The 24,489-nt window shown below is 27.0% G+C and carries 21 protein-coding genes and 1 other annotated feature; of the genes, 8 read left to right on the forward strand and 13 right to left on the reverse strand.

All coding sequences use genetic code 11. The features are described from left to right. Positions 1-191: 191 nt before the first annotated feature. From KGF46_RS11430 to KGF46_RS11450, 5 genes are all read right to left on the reverse strand, one after another. On the reverse strand, positions 192-1,469 hold the full coding sequence (locus KGF46_RS11430) for a sensor histidine kinase (RefSeq protein WP_227829420.1): 1,278 nt from the start codon (positions 1,467-1,469) through the stop codon (positions 192-194). Continuing rightward, positions 1,453-2,121, reverse strand: coding sequence for a response regulator transcription factor (locus KGF46_RS11435; RefSeq protein WP_227434765.1), 669 nt, complete (start codon positions 2,119-2,121; stop codon positions 1,453-1,455). The genes KGF46_RS11430 and KGF46_RS11435 overlap by 17 nt, the downstream gene beginning before the upstream one ends. 155 nt (positions 2,122-2,276) lie before the next feature. Continuing rightward, complete coding sequence (locus tag KGF46_RS11440; RefSeq protein ID WP_227829421.1) at positions 2,277-4,775, reverse strand: heavy metal translocating P-type ATPase; 2,499 nt, start codon at positions 4,773-4,775, stop codon at positions 2,277-2,279. 310 nt (positions 4,776-5,085) lie between these two features. Next, on the reverse strand, positions 5,086-5,277 hold the full coding sequence (locus tag KGF46_RS11445; protein WP_227829422.1) for a DUF1450 domain-containing protein: 192 nt from the start codon (positions 5,275-5,277) through the stop codon (positions 5,086-5,088). Positions 5,278-5,395: 118 nt separating this feature from the next. Next, positions 5,396-5,638, reverse strand: a complete 243-nt coding sequence (locus tag KGF46_RS11450; RefSeq protein ID WP_227829423.1) for a hypothetical protein — start codon at positions 5,636-5,638, stop codon at positions 5,396-5,398. A gap of 214 nt (positions 5,639-5,852) precedes the next feature. Between KGF46_RS11450 and typA the strand changes: the two genes are divergently transcribed. Further along, positions 5,853-7,676: a translational GTPase TypA gene (gene typA, locus KGF46_RS11455; RefSeq protein ID WP_227829424.1), complete on the forward strand. Its 1,824-nt coding sequence runs from the start codon at positions 5,853-5,855 to the stop codon at positions 7,674-7,676. Between the two features lie 93 nt (positions 7,677-7,769). Here typA and trxB read toward each other — a convergent pair whose 3' ends face one another. Continuing rightward, positions 7,770-8,678, reverse strand: coding sequence for a thioredoxin-disulfide reductase (trxB, locus tag KGF46_RS11460; protein WP_227829425.1), 909 nt, complete (start codon positions 8,676-8,678; stop codon positions 7,770-7,772). Positions 8,679-9,533: 855 nt separating this feature from the next. Next, positions 9,534-9,763: a binding site (T-box leader), on the forward strand. Between the two features lie 106 nt (positions 9,764-9,869). On the opposite strand from trxB, the gene thrC reads away from it, so the two are divergent. From thrC to KGF46_RS11475, 3 genes are all read left to right on the forward strand, one after another. Further along, positions 9,870-11,351 (forward strand): threonine synthase, encoded by a 1,482-nt coding sequence (thrC, locus tag KGF46_RS11465; RefSeq protein WP_227850299.1) that lies wholly within the window; start codon positions 9,870-9,872, stop codon positions 11,349-11,351. A gap of 9 nt (positions 11,352-11,360) precedes the next feature. Then, complete coding sequence (gene thrB, locus KGF46_RS11470) at positions 11,361-12,254, forward strand: homoserine kinase (RefSeq protein WP_227829427.1); 894 nt, start codon at positions 11,361-11,363, stop codon at positions 12,252-12,254. A 126-nt stretch (positions 12,255-12,380) separates the two neighbouring features. Beyond that, positions 12,381-13,439 carry an NAD(P)H-dependent flavin oxidoreductase gene (locus KGF46_RS11475; protein WP_413840491.1) on the forward strand — a complete coding sequence of 353 codons (1,059 nt, stop codon included), beginning with the start codon at positions 12,381-12,383 and terminating at the stop codon, positions 13,437-13,439. Between the two features lie 306 nt (positions 13,440-13,745). On the opposite strand, the gene KGF46_RS11480 is transcribed toward KGF46_RS11475, so the two are convergent. Further along, positions 13,746-14,258: a flavin reductase family protein gene (locus KGF46_RS11480; RefSeq protein WP_227829428.1), complete on the reverse strand. Its 513-nt coding sequence runs from the start codon at positions 14,256-14,258 to the stop codon at positions 13,746-13,748. Between the two features lie 518 nt (positions 14,259-14,776). Between KGF46_RS11480 and KGF46_RS11485 the strand changes: the two genes are divergently transcribed. Continuing rightward, complete coding sequence (locus tag KGF46_RS11485) at positions 14,777-15,712, forward strand: magnesium transporter CorA family protein (protein WP_227434774.1); 936 nt, start codon at positions 14,777-14,779, stop codon at positions 15,710-15,712. 92 nt (positions 15,713-15,804) lie between these two features. Here the strand turns inward: KGF46_RS11485 and KGF46_RS11490 are convergent, their stop codons facing one another. Then, entirely contained in the window at positions 15,805-17,676 is a 1,872-nt protein-coding gene (locus KGF46_RS11490) for a tetratricopeptide repeat protein (protein ID WP_227829429.1), read from the reverse strand. Between the two features lie 191 nt (positions 17,677-17,867). On the opposite strand from KGF46_RS11490, the gene KGF46_RS11495 reads away from it, so the two are divergent. Further along, entirely contained in the window at positions 17,868-18,794 is a 927-nt protein-coding gene (locus tag KGF46_RS11495) for an AEC family transporter (RefSeq protein ID WP_227840082.1), read from the forward strand. A gap of 138 nt (positions 18,795-18,932) precedes the next feature. After that, entirely contained in the window at positions 18,933-19,079 is a 147-nt protein-coding gene (locus KGF46_RS11500; RefSeq protein WP_227829431.1) for a hypothetical protein, read from the forward strand. Positions 19,080-19,194: 115 nt separating this feature from the next. On the opposite strand, the gene KGF46_RS11505 is transcribed toward KGF46_RS11500, so the two are convergent. Both KGF46_RS11505 and KGF46_RS11510 read right to left on the reverse strand, forming a co-directional pair. After that, positions 19,195-19,719 (reverse strand): GNAT family N-acetyltransferase, encoded by a 525-nt coding sequence (locus KGF46_RS11505; RefSeq protein WP_227829432.1) that lies wholly within the window; start codon positions 19,717-19,719, stop codon positions 19,195-19,197. 49 nt (positions 19,720-19,768) lie between these two features. Beyond that, positions 19,769-19,993, reverse strand: coding sequence for a hypothetical protein (locus KGF46_RS11510; RefSeq protein WP_227829433.1), 225 nt, complete (start codon positions 19,991-19,993; stop codon positions 19,769-19,771). Positions 19,994-20,190: 197 nt separating this feature from the next. Between KGF46_RS11510 and KGF46_RS11515 the strand changes: the two genes are divergently transcribed. Further along, entirely contained in the window at positions 20,191-21,315 is a 1,125-nt protein-coding gene (locus KGF46_RS11515; protein ID WP_227850294.1) for a DUF3810 domain-containing protein, read from the forward strand. Positions 21,316-21,709: 394 nt separating this feature from the next. Here KGF46_RS11515 and KGF46_RS11520 read toward each other — a convergent pair whose 3' ends face one another. From KGF46_RS11520 to cas1b, 3 genes are all read right to left on the reverse strand, one after another. After that, entirely contained in the window at positions 21,710-22,534 is an 825-nt protein-coding gene (locus KGF46_RS11520; protein ID WP_227829435.1) for a DUF5780 domain-containing protein, read from the reverse strand. A gap of 464 nt (positions 22,535-22,998) precedes the next feature. Next, complete coding sequence (gene cas2, locus KGF46_RS11525; RefSeq protein ID WP_227829436.1) at positions 22,999-23,289, reverse strand: CRISPR-associated endonuclease Cas2; 291 nt, start codon at positions 23,287-23,289, stop codon at positions 22,999-23,001. 190 nt (positions 23,290-23,479) lie between these two features. After that, positions 23,480-24,478, reverse strand: a complete 999-nt coding sequence (gene cas1b / locus KGF46_RS11530) for a type I-B CRISPR-associated endonuclease Cas1b (RefSeq protein ID WP_227829437.1) — start codon at positions 24,476-24,478, stop codon at positions 23,480-23,482. Between the last annotated feature and the right edge of the window lie 11 nt (positions 24,479-24,489).

Here is a 24,489-nt window from a genome sequence, read left to right on the forward strand (position 1 = left end):
GTTATTTCTTAAATCCATTGTATTTAATTGTTGGGAATTACTATAATGATGATTTAATTGGAGGATGTTAAGTTATATCATCATTATAGCTTGGTGTTATTTTATGGTTTAAAATTTTTTTATTTCTATTTACATAATACATTTTTAGTATGAATTTTTTGTGATTTTGAAATGAACTATTATTGAAACTTCTAATTTTTGAACTCAACCGTAAATACTACAGAGTTTTCCTTATTTTTTATACTATATTCAAACCCATGAGTTTTAAAAATTTGACTGACTATATAAAGACCCAGTCCACTTCCTCCAGTTTTTCTTGAACGAGATTTTTCTATTCTATAAAATGGATTAAATATCTCTTCTAAGTAACGTTTCTCTATAGTTACACCAGTATTTTCAATTTCTAAAATAACTCTTTGATTAGAAGTTTTTTTGTTTATTCGACTGTTTTTATCATAAAGTCTAATTATAAGCTCTGAGCCTTCAGGAGAATATTTTATAGCATTATTTATTATATTATTAATTGCTTTAGTTATTCTCTCTTGGTCTGCCTTAATTTCTAGGTTTTCTTCTATTTGCAAAATAGTTTTCATATGTTTTTCTTCTATTAAAAATACTTGTCTTTTTACCAATCTATTTAAAAGTTCACTTATATTTATAGATACTAGTTTTAAATCTTTTTCTAGTATTTCTGATTTTGAAACCTCTATCATCTCATTTACTAAATCTTTTAGCTCTTGTGTACATTCATATGATTTTTTCAAGTAAGTATCCCTATCTTTATACTTACCTACACTATAAATCATTCCTTCAATTTGACCACTTATTATGGTTATTGGAGTTTTTAATTCATGTGATATAGTTGCAACAAAATCCTTTCTTCTATATTCCTGTTCTCTTTCACTCTCTATTATATTTATAAGAGGTTTTGTTATTACGATTGAATATATATATGCTCCAATAATTGCTATTAATATCGCTATTGATATAATGTATGGCATTAACTTTCTTATGACTTCATTTGCTTCATCAATTGGCTGTAATGGCATAACAAGTTCTAAACTATATGGTCCGTCTTTTGAGTCTTTTGTATATATAGGTATAGATGTTCTATACTCATCTTCAATACTATTAATCATATACTTACTATATCTTAAAATAACTACTTCATTTTTACCATATACAATTTTTCCTTGGTTATCTTTTAATAAAATAGCAAGGTTTTGGTCTTTAGCCATATAATAAAGTCTTTCTTCTAAAGTATATGTATCAAAGTGAATTGAACTATCTACTAGAGACTTTAAGCTTTCTTGAAGAGACTCAATTTTATACTCATGATAATATGATGGCAATAAAAAATATAAAATTAGATATATTATTAAAGCTAATGCTATTAATAATGATGTTGTTATGGAAAATAATTTATACTTTATACTTAATTTTTCCCACTTATCAAATATCCTTCTCAAGTGTGTATCCTATTCCTTTTACAGTTTTAATATATGGTAATGATATTTTTTTTCTTATATTTTTTATATGTGCATCAACAATTCTAGTATCTCCATAATAATCATAACCCCATATACTATCTAAAAGACCTTCCCTAGTTATAACCTGTGGATATTTTTCTATCAAAGCTTTCAATATATTAAATTCTTTTAATGTAAGTTCTATAGGCTCTCCATCTATCTCAGCAATATATGTGTTTAAATCTAACTTTAATTTTTCAAAAACTATAAACTTATCATTTATCGTTTTGTTGCTTCTTCTCAAGATAGCTTCTACTCTTTTAATGAGAAGATTAAATGAAAATGGTTTTGTTATATAATCATCGCATTCTAAATCAAATCCCTTAAGTTGATCTCCTTCATCGTTTAAAGCAGTCAAAAATATAATTGGAACACTTGATGATTTTCTTATCATTTTACAAACTCCATAACCATCTAAGTTTGGCATCATTATATCTAATATTACTAAGTCATAACTTCCTTGCTTAAATTTTTGTATACCTTCTAATCCATCATTTGCTGACTCGACCTGATAGCCTTCTGCACTTAAAAACTCTGATATTAATTCTTGTATGTTTGAATCGTCTTCGATTACAAGTATTGACGAGTTCATCCTATCAATCCTTTCTATTTTAAAATTTCCTATATTACTTATATTTTATCTCATTGTTGTGAATTTTACATGAAAAAAGAGCTATCTTAATTTGTAAATTAATCCTTTTAATTAAAGATAGCTCTTTTAAATACATTTTTGCTTAATTTATTGTTCTAATTTTTTTTATATGCTTTGAAATTTTTAAGTCTAAGTGCATTTGAAACCACTGAAACTGAACTTAAACTCATAGCTGCTGCTGCAATCATTGGATTTAAAAGAGGTCCTCCAAAGATATACAATAATCCTGCTGCTACAGGTATACCAATTGTATTATATCCAAATGCCCAAAATAGGTTTTGCTTTATATTTTTTATAGTTTCATTACTAAGTTTAATCGCAGTTGGAACATCCATCAAATCACTCTTCATAAGCACTATATCTGCAGACTCAATTGCTACATCTGTTCCACTTCCTATTGCTATGCCTATATCAGCTTTTGCAAGAGCTGGTGCATCATTTATTCCATCTCCTACCATTGCAACAAACTTACCTTGATTTTGCAATTTTTCAACTTCTTTTGACTTATCTTCTGGTAAAACCTCTGCTAATACCATATCTATACCTACTTGACTTGCTATAGCATTTGCAGTCTTAACATTATCTCCAGTTACCATCGCAACTTTTATTCCCATATTATGAAGAATATCTATTGCCTTTTTACTACTTTCTTTAACCACATCTGCAACTGCAATTATTCCTGATAAATTTCCATCTACAGCAATATACATAGGTGTCTTACCTTGACTTGCCAGTATATTAGATTTTTCCTCTAAATCTTTAAGGTTGATATTATTGTCGTTCATAAGTTTTCTATTTCCAAGTAATATATTTTCATTATTTATAGTAACTTGTATACCAGCACCTGGTATAGCTTTAAAGTTATCAACTTTTTCAATCTGTATATTTTTATCTTCCCCATATCTAACTATTGCTTCTCCTAGAGGATGTTCTGAACCTTTCTCTGCACTTGAAGCAATCTTAATTAGGTATTCTTCTTTCACATTATTTAACACAATATCTGTTACTTTTGGTTTTCCTTCTGTTATTGTACCTGTTTTATCAAATATTACTGTATTTACTTTGTGAGCAGATTCTAGTGCTTCCCCACCTTTTATCAGTATCCCATTTTCTGCACCTTTTCCAGTTCCAACCATTATAGCAGTTGGTGTAGCCAATCCTAATGCACAAGGGCAAGCAATTACAAGTATTGATATGAATATAGTAAGTACAAATACTATGTCTTTTCCACCCACTAAAAACCACAGTAATGATGAGACTATAGCTATTGCAATTACTATTGGTACAAAATATCCAGAAACAGTATCAGCAAGTTTAGCAATAGGTGCTTTTGTCCCCTGTGCATCTTCAACTAATTTTATTATTTGAGCAAGAGCTGTATCTCCACCAATTTTTTCAGCTTTAAATTTAATAACACCATTTTTATTTATACTAGCACCTGTAACTTTACTTCCAATATTTTTTTCTACTGGTATACTTTCACCTGTAAGCATAGATTCATCAACTGATGTATATCCCTCTATTACAACTCCATCTACTGGTATTTTAGTCCCTGGTTTTACTAGTATTATATCTCCTATTTCAACTTCTTCTATAGGAGTCTCTATTTCTTTACCATCAACTATTACTATTGCAGTTTTAGGTTGTAGCCCCATAAGTTTTTTAATTGCTTCTGATGTTTTTCCTTTTGATTTTGATTCTAAATATTTACCAAGTAATATAAGTGCTATTATTATTCCTGCGCTTTCATAATACAACTGATGATGGTGCATACCCTGAATTTGTCCATTTGCTATTTGTATTGTTGTGTATAGACTATATAAAAATGCTGCCAATGTACCAATTGCAACTAAAGAATCCATATTAGGACTTAAAGAAAAAAGTGCTTTAAAGCCATTTATATAAAATTTATATCCAGCTATCATTACTGGTATTACTAAAATCAATTGGGCTAACGCATAATTTAGAGTATTTGTCATGGGATTTAGAATTTCTGGTAAAGGCCATGGTCCTATAGGTTTTATTATCATAGGACCCATTGCTATATAAAACAAAGGTACTGCAAATACTATTGCAACTATGAATTTAATAAATAAAGTATTCATTTCTTTTTCTTTTCTTACTTTATCTTCATCTACATCAACTTTGTTTTTTACTTCTTCTATTGGTTTATAACCAGCTTTTTCTATAGCTGCTTTTATCTGAGATAATTTTACTTTTGATGGATTATAGTCTATATTAGCTTTATCTGTTGCAATATTTACACTAATACTTTCTACTCCATCCAATTTTTTTACTACTCTCTCTACAGCTTTTGCACAAGCTGCACATGTCATTCCATCAATTTTCATATCAATTTTTTTATTACTTTCTTCCTTTATAATTCCATATCCAGCTTTTTCTACAACTTGTTTTATATCATCAAAGCTAACTTTAGAATTATCATATTCTATCTTAAGTTTTTCAGTAGCTATATTTACGCTTTGGTCATATACTCCATCTAATTTCTTAGTTACTCTTTCTACCGCCTTTGCACAAGCTGCACATGTCATACCTGTGATTTTATAATTTTCTACTATTTTATTTGAACTCATAATAAACTCTTCCTCTCTTTCAATATATTTTCAATTAATTTGTATGTTTTATCTTGATATGTAATATTGATAAATTCTTTATTTGGAAATCTATAGTATTTATTATACCCCCTATAGGTATATTTAATCAATATTTTTTTAATAAATAAATTTAATTTAGTTATATTTATTTGTATTTAATAGAAAAGTATACTCATAATTAAATATATACATAAAAAGAGAGCACATAAATTGCTAAATACTTACTCAATTTATATGCTCTCTTTTATATAATTTATTTTCTACTGTAGTTTTTTCTTACATGTATATTTTATTTCTTACATGCTTCAAAAAATTCTTCCTCTGTTTCTTTTATTTCAAGCTCATTATCTATTATTCCTACAGCTTCCTTTTTAAATGCTCTACATTGACCTATACAACCAGTCTTCACATTTTCTTCTCCAACTAAAGTTTTTAACTTATTTACATCCACATTTGAACAGTTTGGACATACTCTTATCATATTTAAGTTCCTCCTTAATTAATGTCTAATTAATACTGTTATACCCAAATATAAGTTTTATAAATTTTTTTTTATAATAAATTATTTCCATGTATTCCAATTTATATCAATTTTATTATTACATGTATGGAGGTATCTGTTGTTTTCTTACTATCTCCAATTCTTTAACTTCTATAAGCTTAACTACATTTACTTTATAGTTTTCTTTAGATTTTATATATAAAACATCTTCTTCTATTTTTTTACCCTCAATAAACTTTTTAGACCATCTTAAAAGTTCATCAAAATTATCTACTTCTTCTTTTATGAAAGTATCACTTTCACTGTTAAAATATTTAATGATTATTTTAGTTACTTCCAATATATATCATCCTCTACTTTTAAATTAGTATTTTCATTTATAAATTTATTATTTGTCTAAAAAAATTTTTTAAACAAAATAAATTTATATATTTGAAATCAACATTTTTACCTAATTTGAATTATATTAATGCATTTTAATCTATTTTTCCTTGTACCTAATAATATATTGTGATATAATTAATAAGTTATTTTAATCGAAGGGAGCAACAAAAATGTCACAAAAACATAAAATTATAAATATCGCAGTTATTGCCCACGTTGATGCAGGAAAATCAACACTAGTTGATGCTTTCCTTTCTCAAAGTGGTGTTTTTAGAGAAAATGAAGTAGTTAAAGACTGCGTTATGGACAGTAACGACCTTGAGAAAGAAAGAGGCATAACTATATATTCAAAAAACTGTGCAATAAACTATCAAGACTATAAAATAAATATAGTTGATACACCAGGACATAGCGACTTTTCTTCTGAAGTTGAACGTGTTATGAAAACTGTTGACACAGTTATTTTACTAGTTGATGCAAGCGAAGGCCCAATGCCTCAAACTAGATTTGTTTTACAAAAATCTTTAGAGTTCGGTTTAAAACCAATACTATTTATCAATAAGATTGATAAAAAAGACCAAAGAGCGGAAGAAGTAGTTAATGAAGTTTTCGATTTATTTGTAGACTTAAATGCAACAGACGAACAATGTGAGTTCCCTATAATATATGGAATAGCTAAACAAGGTATAGCTAAACTTGAAATGGATGATGACAGTGAAGACCTATCTCCACTATTTAAAACTATTGTAAATCATGTTGAAGCTTATCCTGATTACGACAATGAATCTCTACAATTCCAAATATCAGCTCTTGCATATGATGATTATGTAGGTAGACTTGGTATAGGTAGAATCTATAAAGGAACACTTAAAAACAATGAACAAGTTGCTATTTGTAGAGAAGGTTCTGTTGTATCTAGAGGAAAAGTATCAAGACTTTCTGTATATGAAGGTTTAAAACAAGTTGAAGTGAATGAAGCTACTAGCGGAGAAATAGTTGTTATATCTGGTATTCCTGATATATCTATAGGAGAAACTCTATGTGATTTAGATAATCCACTTCCTATGGAAATGATAAAAATAGAAGAACCTACTCTTTCTATGAACTTCTTAGTAAATGATTCTCCATTTGTTGGAAAAAGCGGAAAATTCGTTACAACTAGACATTTAAAAGACAGACTTGAAAAAGAACTTGAAGTAAATGTAGGACTTAAAGTTGAACCTCTTGATACTACTGATGGGTATAAAGTTTCTGGACGTGGAGAACTTCACTTATCTATACTTCTTGAAAATATGAGACGTGAAGGTTATGAAGTTGGTGTTTCTAAGCCTGAAGTTTTAATGCATAAAGAAGATGGAAAATTAATGGAACCAGTAGAAAGAGTTATTGTAAACTGTCCAGAAGTTTATTCAGGTACTATTATAAATGAATTGAACATGAGAAAAGGTATGATGGAGTCTATGTCAATAGAAGGAGACTATGTAAAAATAGAATTCTTAGCTCCTACTCGTGGTCTTTTAGGATATAGAAGTGAGTTTATAAATGCTACTCGTGGAGAAGGTACTCTAGTTCGTTCATTCGAAAAATTTGAAGAATTTAAGGGTGAAATACCTTCAAGAGGAAATGGTGTCTTAATAGCACAAGGACCTGGTGTTACTATGGGATATTCTCTTAATGCTTTAAGTGATAGAGCTACGATGTTTGTAGACCCTGGTGTAGAAGTTTATGAAGGTATGATAATTGGTATGAATTCTAGAAAAGATGACATGGTAGTTAATCCTTGTAAAAACAAGAAAATGAGTAACGTACGTGCTTCTGGTTCAGATGATGCTATAAAATTATCACCTCCTAGAATATTCACTCTTGAGGAAGCATTAGAATTTATAGAAGATGATGAATTAGTTGAAATTACACCAGATTCTATAAGACTTAGAAAAAGATTATTAAATGAACATGATAGATTGAGATATAATAAGTCTAGACAAGGTAAATAAATTATAATATCTATTTACTAAAATGGCCATATAATACTTAAAGATATATTTTCTTTATAGTGTTATATGGCTATTTTTATTTAAAAGCTATATTTATTCAATATTTATATAGTTAGCAGCTTGAACAGCTGCAATAGCACCATCTGAGGCTGCTGTTATTATTTGACGTAAAAACTTAGTTCTACTATCTCCTGCTACATATACACCTTCAACTGATGTTGTACAAGATTCATCTGAAACTATATACCCACCTTCATCTAACTCAAGAACATTTTCAAACATTTTATTGTTAGGCTTAAGTCCTATAGCAATGAAAATACCACTTACATCTATAGTTCTTTTCTCCTCAGTTTTTAAGTCTTTTACTTCTATTCTTGATACTGTCTTTTCACCTTCTATTTTTTCTACACCATGACTGTAAAGTATCTCAATATTTTTTCTTGCCTTTACTGACTTTTCTAATACTTCTTCACCTCTAAAATCATCTCTTCTGTGAATTAAGTACACTTTTGTACAATTATTAGCTAAAAATAAAGCATCTTCTAATGCAGTATTTCCTCCACCAACTATTGCAACTTCTTTATTCTTAAAAAAGGCTCCATCACATGTTGCACAATAAGATACTCCTCTACCTGTAAACTCTTTTTCTCCAACACATCCTAATTTACGTCTTTCGACTCCATTTGCAAGGATAACAGCCTTTGCTTTATGCTCTCCTGATGCTGTTTTAACAATTTTTACTTTACCTTCTAAATTTATCTCTTCTACTTCATCAAACTGAATATCAACACCCTGAGCGACTGCTTGATTATATATGTTAGTAGAAAACTCTATACCAGAAATTTTTTGAACTGCTGGATAATTTTCTACCTCAGATGTACTTGCAACTTGACCTCCATAAATATTTTTTTCAAAGACTGTTACACTTAAACCAGATCTCATAGCATAAATTGCTGAAGTTAAACCTGCTGGTCCAGCACCAATTACAATAATATCTACCATGACAATTTACCTCTCTTTATATTATTATTTCTTATATATTATTCTCATTATTATTATACTTTACTATTATTATCCATATATACTATAAACAAAACATTATTTTTTGTTAGTTTATAGAAAAGATTAATTTGAAAACTGATAGCTATAAATAAAACATCATTTTTTATATATTAACTTTATTTAATAAATATATAAAAAAACTGTAAATAAAAAGTAATTTTTACTTACAGTTCTACTTATTTATATAATTTAAAACCTTATTGGTTATCATTTACAGTGTCTTCTAATATATTGCTTTCTGATATATATGATAGAATTGAAAGTCCATACATAACCAAAACTAATGCTGCTGTTATAAGTACTATTCCCATATTTAATACCTCCTTTTGTTTACAGTATACTCTTATTATGTGAAATACTTGTGAATTTAATTTGAACATATTTGTAATTTTACAATAGTATTTTTTTCAAATTAAAAATTATATACTTTGATTAAGTCAATTACAATTAATTGTTTAAATATTAACGCTATTCATCTATATTTATATGATATACCATATAATTACATTTTTCAAATTAAAGTTTTGTAAACTTTTTTTGTAATATAGTGTAGTATGAAATTGTAATATTACAGATATGTAACTCTTATCTTCTAATTAGTTTTTATTAAAATCCCCTTCATTTCTATGAAAATCCAAGTTTTTATAGATTTAAAAAGGTTAAAAAAATATCCCATTAAAAGTCAATTTGATTACAATTTTTTTACATTTTAAAAAATAATTTTTCCAAATTTTTATATTAATACTTGACTTTGTCTGTTTTATATTCTAGAATAATTAATAATATTAAGAATATTGAAAGGCTTTGATTAGGAAGAGTAAATCTGAATCGGTTACCAGAGAAGGAAACTATTAGCTGAAAAGTTTCTTTAACTAGAAAGATTGAAAACTACCTAGGAGCTTCTATCTGAAGTTATCTTATGATTTTAGTAGGAATAGACGTTTTACTACTTACGTTAAAGTATCAAGTGGATTTTTTAAAATCAATTTGGGTGGAACCGCGGGAAACAGATTCTCGTCCCTTTTTTAGGGATGAGGGTCTTTTTTTATTACCTAAATTCAGTTTTTAAAATATTCTGTATCTAGTTTAATTAGCTAATTAAAAATTTAAAATATATGGAGGATTATAGAAATGTATTATTCAAGTACAAGAGGCACCAAAGAAAAAGTAACTGCATCACAAGCAATAATAAAAGGAATTTCAAACGATGGTGGTCTTTATGTTCCAAGTGAATTTCCAAATGTAAAAAATGAACTTATAGATTTAGTAAATTTAACTTATTCCCAAATAGCATTTTTTGTACTTAGCAAATTTTTATGCGATTTTACTGAATCTGAGATTAAGGATTGTATAACAAATGCATATGACGAAAAATTTGATTGTACTAGTATAGCTCCATTAAATAAAGTAAATGATGCTTATTTCTTGGAATTATATCATGGTCCAACTTTAGCATTTAAGGATATGGCACTTACTATAATGCCTCATCTTCTTAAAACATCTATTAAAAAAGATAATTTAGAAAAAGATGTTGTAATTCTTACTGCTACATCTGGAGATACAGGAAAAGCAGCACTTGAAGGTTTTAAAGACATAGACAAGATAAAAATAATTGTATTCTTTCCAGAAGATGGTGTAAGTGCAGTGCAAAAACTTCAGATGAAGACCCAAACTGGAAAAAATACATATGTAGTTGGCATAAAAGGAAATTTTGACGATGCACAATCTGGTGTAAAGAGAATTTTCTCTGATAAGGAATTTAATGAAAAACTATTAGATAGTAATTATATCTTATCTTCTGCTAATTCAATTAACATAGGAAGACTTCTTCCTCAAGTTGCATACTATTTTTATTCATATATGAAATTGGTAGATAGTGATGAAATAAAGTTAAATGACAAAATAAATTTTGTAGTCCCAACTGGTAACTTTGGTAATATTTTAGCTGGATATTATGCTAAACAAATGGGGCTTCCAATAAATAAATTGATATGTGCATCAAATGACAACAATGTGCTTTATGATTTCTTTAAAACTGGTATATATGATAAGAATAGAGCATTGAAATTGACTTCTTCACCTTCTATGGATATATTAATTTCAAGTAATTTAGAAAGATTATTATTTGAAATATCAAATAGAAATACTGAAATTGTAAGCAGACTTCTATCTGACCTTAATTACGATGGAGTTTATAAAATAAATGAAGATATGAAAAAGAATCTGACTTCATTCTATGGTGAATATTCTAATGAGGAAGAAGTTAAAAACACGATAAATAATGTCTTTAAAAATTACAATTATTTAATCGATACTCATACTGCTGTTGCATATAATTGTTATGAAAAATACAAAAAAGAAACTTCTGATGACACAAAAACTGTTGTTGTAAGTACTGCAAGCCCATTTAAGTTTTCTGAAGATGTTTTAAAATCTATAGACTCCAATTTTGGAAATCTTGATGATTTCGCCATAATAGATAGATTATCAAGTATTGCTAAGGTAGATATACCAAAACCTATTAGAAATCTTCAAAATGCAGAAATACTACATAAAGATATTTATGAAAAAGATGAATTAAAAATAGCTATAGCAAAATTCTTAAAGGTATAGGTGATTATTATGTTAGAAATTATAGTTCCTGCAACAAGTGCAAATATAGGTCCAGGATTTGATTGTCTTGGAATTGCTTTAAATATATATAATAAATTTTATGTTGAAGAAATTGAAAGCGGTCTTGAAATAGAAGGTTGTGAAGATGCCTACAAAAATGAAAATAATTTAGTTTATACATCTATGAAATACTTCTTTGATAGAGTTAAGCCAGCTAAAATACCTGCTGGTATCAAAATAAAAATCCAAAGTGATGTCCCTATATGTAGAGGTCTTGGTAGTAGTGCCTCTTGTATAGTTGCTGGTGTTATAGCTGCAAATGCTCTATCAAATGCTAATTTAGATAAATGCCAGTTGTTAAATATAGCTTCAGAAATAGAGGGACATCCAGATAATGTTGCTCCTGCTATTTTAGGTAATATGGTTGTTTCTGTTACTGATAATGACAATATACACTACGATATTATAGAAATCCCTAATGAACTCAAATTTTGTGCAATGATACCTAATTTCAAACTGTCAACTGAAAAAGCTAGAGGTGTTTTACCAAAAGAAATACCATATTCTGATGGAGTGTTTAATGTTAGTAGAGTCGCTTTACTCGTGTCTGCTCTGTTAAACAAAAACTTTGACCTTCTTAAAGTAGCTTGTCAAGATAAATTGCATCAAGATTATAGGGGTACTTTAATTGAAAACTACAGTGATATTGTTAAAAAATCTGAACAATTAAATAGTATTGGCGTATTCTTAAGTGGAGCTGGACCTACTATAATGGCTTTAATAAAAGAAAATGATGATAATTTCGTGCATAATATGAGAGATTATCTATCAAACTTAAACTCTAATTGGGAAATAAAAGAGTTGTGTTGTGATTCTAAAGGAGCAGTTTTAAATATTCTATAATTATTGTCTCACATATAAAATATAACTACTCTTTTATTATAATTTGTAGTATAATAATTAGGACTAGGTAATAATATTAAGTATTATAATCTAGTTCTTTAAACATGTTTACATTGAGGAGGGATTATCATAAAAGAGTTAATAATTGGAGATTTAGTTGCAAAAGTTCCTATAATTCAAGGTGGAATGGGCGTTGGTATATCTAGATCATCACTTGCTGGTGCTGTTGCTAAGCTTGGTGGTGTTGGTGTAGTTTCTGGAGTTCAAATTGGTTATGATGAGGAAGATTTTGAGACTAACACTATAAATGCAAATTTAAGAGCTATAAAAAAACATATTTCCAGAGCGAAAGAAATTTCAAATGGTGGCATTATTGGCATTAATTTCATGGTAGCTATGAAAGAATATGAAACATATGTAAAAGAAGCTGTTAAAGCTGGTGTAGACCTTATAATATCTGGGGCTGGACTTCCTAATAAACTACCATCTTTAGTAAAAGGAAGTAATGTAAAAATAGCACCTATAGTTTCTACTGCAAAAGCTGCTAGTGTAATCTTAAAAATGTGGGATAGAAAAGAGAAAACTACTGCTGACTTAATAGTTGTTGAAGGTCCAAAAGCTGGTGGTCATCTTGGATACTCTAATGAGGAGCTTGATAACATAGATTCTATAGACTATGATAAGGAATTTGTTGAGATATTAAAAGTTGCAAATAATTATGGAGAAAAATTTGGTAAGAACATTCCAGTTGTTGCTGCTGGTGGTATAACTTCTAGTAGTGATGTAAAAAAATATATCGATATGGGAGCAAGTGGTGTACAAGTTGGTACAAGATTTGTTGCTACTTATGAATGTGATGCACATGAAAACTTTAAAATGGCATATATAAATGCTACAGAAGAAGATGTACACATAGTTAAAAGCCCTGTAGGTCTTCCTGGACGTGCTATAAGAAATAAATTTATAGAAGAAGTTAAAACAAATCGTCCAGAGATAAAAAAATGTTACAACTGTTTGATTCCTTGCAATCCAAAAGAAACACCATACTGTATTTCTCAAGCATTAATTAATGCTGTTAAAGGAGATGTGGAAAATTCACTTTTATTCTGTGGAAATAATGCGTATAAAATTAATAAGTTAAGCTCTGTTGAAGATGTTATCAATGAATTAATTTCTGAATTATAATTTGAAAACTTACAAATTAAAATTTTATCAAGCTAAGGATTTTTAAATATGTTACTAATCAATCTATATTAACATATTTATATCCTTAGCTTCTTTATATTCTCATCTTTATTAGATACTATATAAATATAATTTACACCATTATTAATATTGTATTTAAAAATTTCACTTGCTCTTACTCAATTTATTTTCCATCAACTGTAGAAAATCTCATCTATAAAAACTCAATCACTTACATATCATAATTAAATTTTCTTTGCTTTCTATAATACTAATTACTGATATAATCCTATCATTACATATTATTTAATCTTCTTTTACAAGTACATTTGTTATCTCAGCTACATATAGAGTATGATAATCTTTTTTTGGATACCATCTTCCATCTATCTCTTCATCAATAAAACATTGTGGGTCAATTTTTTGGCAGTGCATTTTTTTACATATAATAGCCAACTTTGCCTCTTTAAAATAAGGTGTATCATTTAAATGTTCTACATTAAATCCTGTTTTAGATATTTTATCCTCTTCTCTACCAGACACTTTACCACAATAAGAAAGTTCTTTACGAAAATCTTCGTCAAAAAAAGTAAGAGAAAATGTATCTGTACTATCTATAAATTCTTTAGTATAACGTTGTGGTCTTATTACTACAAAAGCAACATTTTTACCCCACATAACTCCAAGTCCACCCCAACTAGCAGTCATTGTATTTACTTTACCTTCTTTTTCAGCTGTTATCAATGTCCAGTCTTTACCTATCAACTTAAATGGATTGCTTTTAATTTCCTCTGACATAATCTCTTTAAATTCACTCATATCTCTAATAACCTCTCATTCTCTTATATTGATAATACTTTTATTTTCATCATAAATTATTACTAGAATTTACTTTGGAAAATAAAGTATCTTCTATTAAAATATATTATAAAGGAGTAAGGATATAGATGCCTATTCATTTTCTAATATATTTAATATTTTCACTCAGAATATATATATACTTTATATAGTCTAAATATGACTATTACGTTTTACATGTAAATTATGTCAAAAATATCATTTAACTAAATCAAAACTTGATTTATATACCTGGAAAAGGTATTATATTAAAGAGTGCTTAAAATACTTCTTTTGTATATAGGCATGTATAAAATAATAAATAAGGAGAGTGATGAGCAATGGATACTAGTCCGTTGCGGAGAGAATTTTTTACAATTTCATCACTTAATAATATCTAAATTTAAAACTAATACGATATTCAGTTATATAAATTAGTTAATTAATAGATACTATTAAATGATGAGATTTATATAAAACTGAATAAAGGATGTGTTGCCATGATAAGATATTACAAAACTATAGATTCAAAATTAGAGAAACTTAGTTTTTTTGAAGATGGCTGTTGGATAAATCTTGTTGAACCTAATCATAGTGAAATCAACGAAATTTCTAATTTATTAAATATAGATGTAGAAAGTATAGAATCTGCACTAGATGAAGAAGAGCGCTCAAGAATAGATGTTGAAGACAATCATACTCTTATACTTATAGATATACCAGTAGACGAAAGTGACTCTAATTCTTCTCATTATACTACAATACCTTTAGGTATTATAATAACTCAAGAAGCTATTATAACAGTTTGTAATGCACAGACTAAGATTTTAAATGACTTTATAGTTGGTCATATTAAAGATTTTTTTACATTTAAAAAAACTCGCTTCTTGCTTCAAATTCTTCACAAAAATGCAGCTTATTACTTGCATTACTTAAGAAAAATAAATAAAATGACAATCATAATAGAGCGAGAAATTTACAAATCTATGAAAAACAAAGAACTAGTACAACTATTGGAATTAGAAAAGTCTTTGGTATACTTCTCTACCTCTTTAAAATCCAATGAGTTGGTCTTAAACAAGATGGTTAGAACTGCTGGTATAAAGAAATATCCAGATGATGAAGACCTCTTAGAAGATGTTATAGTCGAAAATAGACAGGCTCTTGATATGGCTAAAATATATGGAGATATATTGAGTAGAATTATGGATGCTTTCAGTGCAATTATAAGTAATAATCAAAATAATGTTATGCAATTTTTAACAGTAGTTACACTAATTTTCTCAATACCTACAATAATATCAGGATTCTTTGGTATGAATGTTATCAATATGCCATTTTCTGATAACCCAAATGGATTTTGGATAATTATGCTCATTACTTCTATAATATGCATAATAATTACATTTTTTATGTCAAGAAACAAGCTATTATAAAAATTAATAAGAGAAAGCCATTAGAGTTAATTAATTTACATTTACTCCAATGGCTTTTATTTATTTTAAAAACACTCTTTTTATCAGGTTTTTTAATTATCATATTCTTCATCTATACTCATTTCAGTTTCAAGACCTTCTAGCATTGAATCTAAGCTTTCTTTTATGTTCAATATATAAATTGGAACATACTCTTCTTCATCAACTATTTCTTCTTGTAATTTAAATGGTGGAATTAATACTTCATCAAAGTTTATATTTAGTTTAGGGAAATCTTCTATTATTTCTCCACAGTTATCATATTCTTCATCTGCTAGAGAAATATACATATCTAAACTTTTTTTGTAGTAAAGTCCTGCAAGCATATATTCACACTTCTTACTCCCAAATTTAATACCTTCTTTATAATATTTTTCAGCTTCTGCATCATCATTTAATTTTAAATAAATTTGCCCTAAATTATATATTGATTCGACACAACCTTGTGCTCTAGCCTTCTCATACCAGTATTTAGAATTAACATAATCTTTGTAAAACATATCATAAATAAGTCCTACCATGTGTTGAGCATATACATTATTTTCATTAGCAGGTGCGTCAAGCATCATTTTAGATTCTTCTAGTTTTCCTTCTCTAAAATAAATTCTACCTAAATGTATACGTGCATTCATATGATTTTTACTACTTGCCATCTCAAAGTACTTTCTAGCATTTTTAGTATTTCCTAAACTCTCATATATACATCCCAATCTATAGCTAGATTTGGTATCTCCATTTTCAGATGCTTTTTTATACCAACTTATAGCTTCTTCTATGTTATTTAAATCTTCATATATATTCCCTAATTTTATTTGACAAGATACATTATTTGGAATTCTAGAATAATACGAAACTGCTTTTTCTATATCTTGATTTTGATAATATAAGTCTCCAAGATTCTCAAGAGAACTTTTACATCCAACAGCTATAGCATCTTCATAGTACTTTATAGCATTTTCATAATCTTTTTCTTCAAAATATATACCTGCTAAATTGTTTTTAGCTTCTGTTATATCATCTTCTGCTGCCATTTTATAATAAGTCTTTGCTTTTTCTATCTCATTTTCTCTATTATATAAATTTGCAAGTCTATATTTAGAAAGTGTGTGATTTTTTTCTATTGCTTTTTCATAATAATAAATTGCGTCTCCTAATTCTTCTTTTCTATCATATACATATGCAAGTCTATACTCAGATTTTACATCTTCTCTATCTGCACTCTTTTTATAATATCTCTCTGCTTCTTCCAAATTATCATTGATTTCCATAATCATACCTAAGTTAAAACAACCCTTCATATGACCTGACTTATACAATTGCTTATATAGACTTACTGTGGACTTATTGTCCTTCTTCTTTCCATTTAATATTGCTAGATTATATTTCGCATCATCATCTAAAAGTACAGAACCTTTTTTATAATATTCATATGCCTCATCATCTTTTTCTAAAAATGTATACAATACTCCTAGGTTAAAACAAGCTTTCCCAAGATTATTATCTGCTGCTTCTTTTAACCACTTTTCGCATCTTATAAAATCTTTCATTTTAAAATGACATACACCTAAATTATTTTGTGCTTGTAAGTATCCTATAGTAGCTATTTTCTCATACCAGTATATAGCATACTCATATCCATCTAATCTATAATACATATTACCTAAATCAAATGCAGCATCTTCACTTCCATTCTTATATGCCATTGAATACCATTTTTCTGCTTCTTTAAATTGCTTTTTATTTTCATATATATTTCCCAAAGTATATTGAGATTTTACATAATTATCTAATGCTGCACTTTTATATAATTCTATTGCACTTTCTGTCTTTCCCATCTTTTCAAAAAGAGCTCCCTTAGTATGTATAACTTTTGGGTCACTAGATATATTTTTTATTTTTCTTATAGAAAATTTTGTGTTTTTCATTATTCGCTACCTACCCATTTTATAAAATATATTCTCTCAAACATTATTATACATTATAAACCATAATTAATGCTATAATATTGAATTTTTACCTTTTGTCACTATATTGTAATATTGAATTTTAAATTTTATAATCATTAGATTTTATTATTGAGTTGGTATATAATGTATATATAGGGGGGGGACATTTTATGAATTTCAGCAATATTTTTATTCAAGTTGCAGTTTTATTTATAATTATTTTAGTAGGATATTTTGTCAGAAAATTCAACTTATTAGATGAACACTGTACATCTAAACTTTCAAATTTGACAATGACTATTTTTTTACCATCTATGATAATTAGTTCTATGCAGATTAACTTTGATAATAAAATGATACAAAAAATACTACTATTATTATTTATATCTTTAGTTATGTATATAGTTTCTATTATAATTGCTTTTTTGTTAAAATACATTTTAAAATGTGAAGATGCAAAAGACCTGGGGATATATCAGTATATAGTCGTTTTTTCAAATGTAGCTTTCATGGGTTATCCTGTAATTGAAGCAGTTCTAGGCCATGAGGCTATATTCTACACTGCTATTTTTAATCTACCATTTAACTTGTTTTCTTTTACTTTGGGAATTTACTTATTATCTAAAGGGAGCACCACTAAAGGATTTTCAATGAAATCACTTATAAGCCCTGCTACAATAGCAGTAGTTATTGGTTTATTTTTATTTATAACAGGACTTAGATTACCTCAGTTTATAAATGATCCACTTAAGATGTTAGGAAACATGACTACACCAATATCGATGATTATTATTGGTAGTTTGCTTGCTAATTCTTCAGCAATAGATTGTTTTGTAAATAAAAGATTATATCTAGTTACTATTGTAAGATTATTAGTACTTCCTGTGATTATATACTTTATTCTAAAAGGGTGGGTTAATGATAAAATGATTTTAGCTATACCAGTAGTAATTTCTTCTATGCCTGCTGCTGCAAATACTGCTATATTTGCCAATCAATATGACTCTAATGTAACATTAGCCTCACAATGTGTATTTTTTACGACATTATTTTCAATTATATCAATACCTTTTATAAGTATTTTTTTACTATCTTGATTTATTCTTTTATGTATTATATAATAATAGACTCAATAAATTACAAATATAAACAATTTATTATAGTATATTGATGGAATTTTTTCCTAGATATTTGTCAATAATATCTATATGTATGATAGAATAGGAGGCTTAAATATGGATATAGATTTAATCTTTAAAGTAGTATTTGCTATAGTTGCTATAGGCGTTTCTGTAAAAATTATAAAAACCGTTGCTAGTCTAGCTTTTAAGGTAGCTTTGATATTGCTAATAATTCTATTTGTATATAGAATGTTTTTATAAATTTTCGATAATAACGTTTTTAAAATATAATAGGGAAGTAATATTAAATTATCTTTAATGAAAATTCTTTATTAATAGATAATCTACTACACTTCTCTATTTTTATTGGAATGAGTTAAATTAAATCTTTATTATATCTTCCCATCATATAAACATCTTCAAATTTTCCATCTCTAATTACAGCATATTTTTTAGTTCCTTCTATTTCAAATCCCAGTTTTTTGTATAAATTTAGCCCCTTTTCATTGTCTACAATTACCTCTAATCCTACTCTCATCAACTTAATCCAATTGTCTGCTATGTCTAAAAGTTGTTCCATAAGCTTTTGACCTACTCCCATACCATGATACTTTTCATCAACAGTTATTCCTAGTTCTGCACTATGTCTTAATCTTGGAGATGGATTCACATGTAAACCAGCAAAACCGATTACATTTTTTTCTCCATCATTATCAATTTCAGCCACAAGCATATAATCATTTTCACCTAGAGAATCTAGCATAGCTATAGTTTTATCCAGTCTATCACTCATTAATGCTAGTGTATTTCTCATAACATTATATGCTCTTCTCATTTCATTAATCGATTGTGCATCTTCCCTTCTTACTGGTCTTATTATTATATCTAATGCTTTACTCATACTGGATTCCCCCTTATATCCCTCATTTTAAATTAATACTTTATAATTTTTATTTTATACTGCTTAAATCTATGTATGCTTCTATCTGAGGTATATATATCATATTATCTTTTATATGTGTACTTCCAAACTCTTTTAGTTCAGTGCCTTCTTTATCTTTAGTTATTTTGTATTTAATTGATTCTTCTCCTTCGTTTACTTCAGCATGAAAAAACATCCCTTCATATTGTTTAAATCTAAAATTAAAATTATCTTTAGTAAGCTTTATTATCATAATATTTTTTACTCCTTATACAATTAATATTTTTAATTATTATTAGTTATACATAAATTGTTTATTCATATGAATATATTATAACTTATCATTTATTTAGTATAAAGCCATAAATATAAATAACTATACCTATGTTACAATCTAACTTTAATTGATATATAATATATTTATATAAATTAAAGTCTGTGAGGTGAAATATGAGTAAAAAAGTAAAATATTTTTCTTTAATCCTTTTTCCGATTGCTTTATTTTTAAATTTCATAGCAAGTAAAATTCCAAATATTGTTGAAAAATATTACTCTCAAGCCATAGATAAAAAAATTGTACAACTATTAAGTAAAGTTTCAGGAATATTTCCATTTTCTATCTACGAAATTACAATGTACATAATAGTTATATCTATTTTTTTATTTTTATGTTCTATCGTATTTACAATTTTCAAGAAGAATAGAAATTTAAAGACATTTTTAAAGAATTCTATTTTAAACATATTATCTATTTTATCAATAGTTTATTTTCTTTTCGTAGTACTTTGGGGTATAAACTACGATAGAGTTCCACTTGAGAGCACCCTTATCAACCAATATAATTTAAAAAACAACGATTCTGCCCAATCAAAGCAACATAGTACTAAAGAACTTTCTGAATTATATAAATTTTTGGTAACTAAAGCAAATGAAACTAGAAAACTTACACTACAAGATAAAAATGGAGTTGTAAAGTCTAATACAGATTATAAAGGTGTCATAAATAGAGCTCAATTAGGATATGATAAAATTTCAGATATTTTACCTAGTGTTAGTGGTAGTTACTCTAAGCCAAAGTATGTTATTTCATCACATCTTATGTGCTATACAGGAATAACTGGTATATATTTTCCATTTACAGGTGAGGCAAATGTTAATATTGCAATCCCTGACTTATATATTCCTTGTACAGTTGGTCATGAAATGGCACATCAGAGAGGATTTGCTAGTGAAGATGAAGCTAACTTTATAGGTTATCTTGCTTCCATAAAACACCCTGATATTGATTTTAATTATTCTGGCTATGTTTTGGCCTTAAATTATACAGCTTCTGCTTTAAGTAAAGTTGATTATAATGCTTATGTTGATATTTCTGCTGGCATTTCAGAGCTGGTTCGAAGGGATTTAAAAAATGAGAGTGAATTTTGGCAAAGATATGAAGGTAAAATTAATAAAATTTCCAATGGATTTAATAATTCTTATTTAAAAGCTAATGGTATCTCTGAAGGAACTCAAAGTTATGGCAAAATGGTTGATTTATTGCTAACTTATTATGAATTATATCCATATAATTAAAGATACTCATAAAGAATACTAAAATTGATAAAACATTGTTATTTATTATCTAATTTTCTATTATTTAATAGTTTATTTTTTTATAAATTCATTATAAAAAAATAAACTATTCTTAAGTATTTACTATATGTATACTTATAATACAAGGAAAATTTATAGTATATATTCTTAAGTATATTCTAAATTAAGTATCATTCATTATCTTTTTATCTAAAAAAAAGCATATACCAAAGTCTGATATATACCTATAATCTTATGTATATCTGTCTATAATATTTATTTTCACAATTAAAATACCTCTGTAAAAATATCTATTTACATTATAAAAATAAGTATTTAACTTTCTTAGAACCAACTAAGTGTATACCTAAATTTATCTTATTAGTTTTAAATATTACTTATAGTAATTTTCTAATACACTAGTAGAAACTGATTTTCCTTGAAAATCTTTCGCCCAACTCTCATATTCTGAATTTTTCCATACACTGCCATCACTAAATGTTACTTGTTTTACACATGATATGATATACTTCACATCATGCTTTCCAGTTGATTGGTTCCATTTATCAAATAATAGATTTTCATTATTTTGTGTCTTATTTGGAACTATTGCATTTTGCTTTGCATATTCTTTCTCCATTTGCTGCCACTCTTTCAACCATTTTTCTACCCATGCTTTACCTTGTTGCTTTTCAAACATACTTATTATATCCTTTGGTGGTGATTGTTGTATTCTTCTATAAGTATGTGCATATGCTTTCTTAGATACAGGAGATATTCCTGCCACAATACCATAATCTACACCATCTGTACTAAATCCAACACTTCCTACCTCTCCATTTGTCGCAACATTTTGAGCATCCCAATATAGTTCAAGTGGTTTTCCGTTTTTATCATATGCAAGACACACAATTTCATAATCCATGATTGCCTTTTTACTGTTGTTCTTAAAACTTATAACATTGCTAGGCCAATGATATGGACTATCATCAAATTGTATTTTGCTATTGTTTATGGCTAGTGGAAGATTTTTGTTATTGGCAATACCTTTGCTGTTTGAAGTGTCTAAAACTTTTTGTGTTGTAGTATTTTTTGCGTTTGCTAAGTATACACTTGATTTTTCTGAATTGGTTGTGTTAAGAGAAAAGGCTGTTGTCGTACCAGTAACCAATAAAGCAATAACCAAAATGGGCAAGCTAGATATTTTTTTATATCCCATAGTTTTTTCTCCTTTCTTAGATTAATTTTTACTAAAACATTTTATAAAATGCGTTAATATCTATGTTAACAGAATACATCAATAGCTTTAGTAACTAAGTACTACCATAAATAGTAATCATATTATAATACTACTGTTGTAATTTTCATTTTACTAAACACAATTTTATTATAATATATATAAAATAGATTTTTGTACTCACTTATATGATTGAATTAGAATATATAAAACTTATTGAAGAATATGCTGTTAAAAAACAAGGGATATTTAAAATATGGTAAAAAATTTACATACAAATACAATTTATGAAATATTAGAAGCGGAGCTTTATAATCATTTAGATGATAATAGCTATCACAATAAGAATAAATATTTCCAAGTTCAATACCCTTAACTATTATCTAAATTTACTATCCTTTAATAATTTATTATCTTTGTTTTTATGAATATAATAAGTAAATTATTTATAATATTAAATTTTCACAATTACTATTATTACCTATTATTTCTTCCTCAAATATATTAGAATTCATTAATTTTATTATACATACAAAGTCATTATCTTTATCTACAATATTTTCTAAATCATGTTTCAAGTTCATAATTTTAGATGGAGTTATTTCTCCTCTAAAAACTGATTTTTGAAAATGATAAAGATACTTTTTACATATTTTAAAAACTTTATTTACTCTTTTTTCTCCTACGTCATAAACTACAAATACATAATTATAATTTAAATTACTTTTCTTTTTCATATGTAATATATTATCTAAACTGAAAATATATAAAATGTCAATAACTCAAATTTTCAGCTTTTTCTCCTTTCATATTTTGGAATATCTTCAAAAGTTTCAATTTTTAATTTGTCTTGTTTTAATTATTATATAATGACATCACTATTATGGTTATATTTTTAATATATTAAAATTTTTTTCTTTTCTAAAATCATAGACTATCTTTTATATTGTAAGGAATAAAGTTTTTTTCTTCCATTATGCATTTCAACATTTTATAAGCATCTAATTTTATACAGGTTTTTAAACTTACTTTACGTTTTAATTTTGGATGCTCTTTTACAGATTCTAACCTTTCTTCTAAGGAATTTATAAAAAGCTGTTTTCCTTCATCATTTAAAATACAATAATTCAATTTTTTATCAAAATGTTTTTCAACATTTATTTTTCTATTATTAACTAGATCAAATATAGTTTTAAATGTTACTGCATGTTTAAAATTTTCACTTAAGTCTAGGCTTAAAGAAAATCTACTTTCACTTGGTTCATGTAAGAAACTTATACTTTGATTTAGATGGGTATTATATATAGCAGTTACAGTTTTAGCATATAATATACTATTTCCAAATGATATCATAGCATTTAGAGGATTATCTGGGGGTCTCTTAACTCTTTTATTAAAAATAAATTCCTCTCTTAAAATATACTTAAAAGAAGAGTAAAATGTTTGCCAAATATCTCCTTCAACTGATAATATTTCTTTTATATTATTCGATTTTTTTAATTTATTTAGAGAATCTTTTTTTAGATATGATAATAATGGTTGTATTTCTGAATTTCCATGTTTATAATAATGTGATAATGTATTTATTGTGTTAATCCTTATACCATTAACTATAGATTTTGCTATTTCTTCTCTTCTACTTTCAAAGGTTTTTACCTGAGCTACGGTTACCTTTCCACTTATCAAAAATTCTTTAGGATAAAAGGTTCCGCTATATCCACCATAGTAATTAAAAAAATGAACAACAATATTTGCTCTCGATAAAAAATCAAGTAACTTAGAATTTAATGATACTTCATTTAAACAAAATATTTCACTAGTATTTTCTACTGGTATGTACACATTCTTTCCATTTTTTCTAAAGCATATTGAATTGTCTTTTCTTGAAAGCTCTCCCATTGAGCCAATGTATTTTGTCTTTCCCAATAATAACACCT

Origin of the sequence: Clostridioides sp. ZZV14-6153 (genome assembly GCF_020657855.1) — a bacterium.
Classification (GTDB): Bacteria; Bacillota; Clostridia; order Peptostreptococcales; family Peptostreptococcaceae; genus Clostridioides.

What these genes read in the sequence shown, in the direction of transcription:
- KGF46_RS11435 (WP_227434765.1), bottom strand. Translation starts at nt 2,121, where the DNA reads ATGAACTCGTCAATACTTGTAATCGAAGACGATTCAAACATACAAGAA.
- KGF46_RS11440 (WP_227829421.1), bottom strand. Translation starts at nt 4,775, where the DNA reads ATGAGTTCAAATAAAATAGTAGAAAATTATAAAATCACAGGTATGACA.
- KGF46_RS11445 (WP_227829422.1), bottom strand. Translation starts at nt 5,277, where the DNA reads ATGATAAGAGTATGTCCAAACTGTTCAAATGTGGATGTAAATAAGTTA.
- typA (WP_227829424.1), top strand. Translation starts at nt 5,853, where the DNA reads ATGTCACAAAAACATAAAATTATAAATATCGCAGTTATTGCCCACGTT.
- trxB (WP_227829425.1), bottom strand. Translation starts at nt 8,678, where the DNA reads ATGGTAGATATTATTGTAATTGGTGCTGGACCAGCAGGTTTAACTTCA.
- thrC (WP_227850299.1), top strand. Translation starts at nt 9,870, where the DNA reads ATGTATTATTCAAGTACAAGAGGCACCAAAGAAAAAGTAACTGCATCA.
- thrB (WP_227829427.1), top strand. Translation starts at nt 11,361, where the DNA reads ATGTTAGAAATTATAGTTCCTGCAACAAGTGCAAATATAGGTCCAGGA.
- KGF46_RS11480 (WP_227829428.1), bottom strand. Translation starts at nt 14,258, where the DNA reads ATGAGTGAATTTAAAGAGATTATGTCAGAGGAAATTAAAAGCAATCCA.
- KGF46_RS11485 (WP_227434774.1), top strand. Translation starts at nt 14,777, where the DNA reads ATGATAAGATATTACAAAACTATAGATTCAAAATTAGAGAAACTTAGT.
- KGF46_RS11490 (WP_227829429.1), bottom strand. Translation starts at nt 17,676, where the DNA reads ATGAAAAACACAAAATTTTCTATAAGAAAAATAAAAAATATATCTAGT.
- KGF46_RS11495 (WP_227840082.1), top strand. Translation starts at nt 17,868, where the DNA reads ATGAATTTCAGCAATATTTTTATTCAAGTTGCAGTTTTATTTATAATT.
- KGF46_RS11500 (WP_227829431.1), top strand. Translation starts at nt 18,933, where the DNA reads ATGGATATAGATTTAATCTTTAAAGTAGTATTTGCTATAGTTGCTATA.
- KGF46_RS11505 (WP_227829432.1), bottom strand. Translation starts at nt 19,719, where the DNA reads ATGAGTAAAGCATTAGATATAATAATAAGACCAGTAAGAAGGGAAGAT.
- KGF46_RS11510 (WP_227829433.1), bottom strand. Translation starts at nt 19,993, where the DNA reads ATGATAATAAAGCTTACTAAAGATAATTTTAATTTTAGATTTAAACAA.
- KGF46_RS11515 (WP_227850294.1), top strand. Translation starts at nt 20,191, where the DNA reads ATGAGTAAAAAAGTAAAATATTTTTCTTTAATCCTTTTTCCGATTGCT.
- KGF46_RS11520 (WP_227829435.1), bottom strand. Translation starts at nt 22,534, where the DNA reads ATGGGATATAAAAAAATATCTAGCTTGCCCATTTTGGTTATTGCTTTA.
- cas2 (WP_227829436.1), bottom strand. Translation starts at nt 23,289, where the DNA reads ATGAAAAAGAAAAGTAATTTAAATTATAATTATGTATTTGTAGTTTAT.